Here is a 779-nt window from a genome sequence, read left to right on the forward strand (position 1 = left end):
CTTCTGGATTATCTATCTTCGCCACGTACTCCCTGTTTTCAGGATGAAACGCTCAACTCAGTTGAGGATGCCGTAGATGAAGTATGCAGAAGGGCAAAAGATCCAAGCCAATTTGCTGTTTGCCTCAAAGACACCGACCTCCTTATTGGCCATCTGTTTGCAGAAAATAGTGGCGAGCCAGATGCTAATACGTGGTCCGTAGGTTGGCACTTCAATCAGCGCTATGAAGGGTACGGGTATGCAACAGAATCAGTTGGGGCCCTGTTTAAATATTTGTTTAACGTGAAACAGGCAAGGCGTCTCTATGCGTACGTTGAAGACTACAACCTGTCCTCTCAAAGATTGTGCTCCCGCCTTGGTATGCGACAGGAGGGTTGCTTTAAAGAGTTTGTTTCATTTATTACTGATGAAGGCGAGGAAAGATATGAGAATACAGTTGTTTACGCATTATTAAAAAAAGAATTTAAATCAACGAGTTAAGTTACGTTTCAAGTACTTATCAGAGTATGTAAGTTTTGGCTGTGCCATATAAATCCCCTGTGTGTAAGGAGCGGACATCCATTGTACTGGTTTGTTGGGCTCAACCAGGCAAACAATGCTGCCTGCTGCAGGTTATTTATTATTTAGCCAAATGTTTTCTCATCAGTGCATTTTCTAATGTAATTCCACGGCAAATAGGAAAACCTCTCTCCACTACATGAAAGCCGTGCCGTAGAAAGAACGCTTCCGCAGCCTTACTTACATTTGAAGTAAGCTCACTAGTTCCATGTTGCCTCGCT

The 779-nt window shown here is 43.1% G+C and carries 1 protein-coding gene; it reads left to right on the plus strand.

Annotation, left to right across the window (positions count from 1 at the left end):
- Positions 1-480 (plus strand): GNAT family N-acetyltransferase (locus tag ACFPZN_RS56255; RefSeq protein ID WP_378293665.1); only part of this gene is annotated, 480 nt, incomplete at its 5' end.
- Positions 481-779 lie beyond the last annotated feature (299 nt).

Origin of the sequence: Actinomadura rugatobispora, assembly GCF_042656285.1 — a bacterium.
In the GTDB taxonomy this organism is placed as follows: Bacteria; Actinomycetota; Actinomycetes; order Streptosporangiales; family Streptosporangiaceae; genus Spirillospora; species Spirillospora rugatobispora.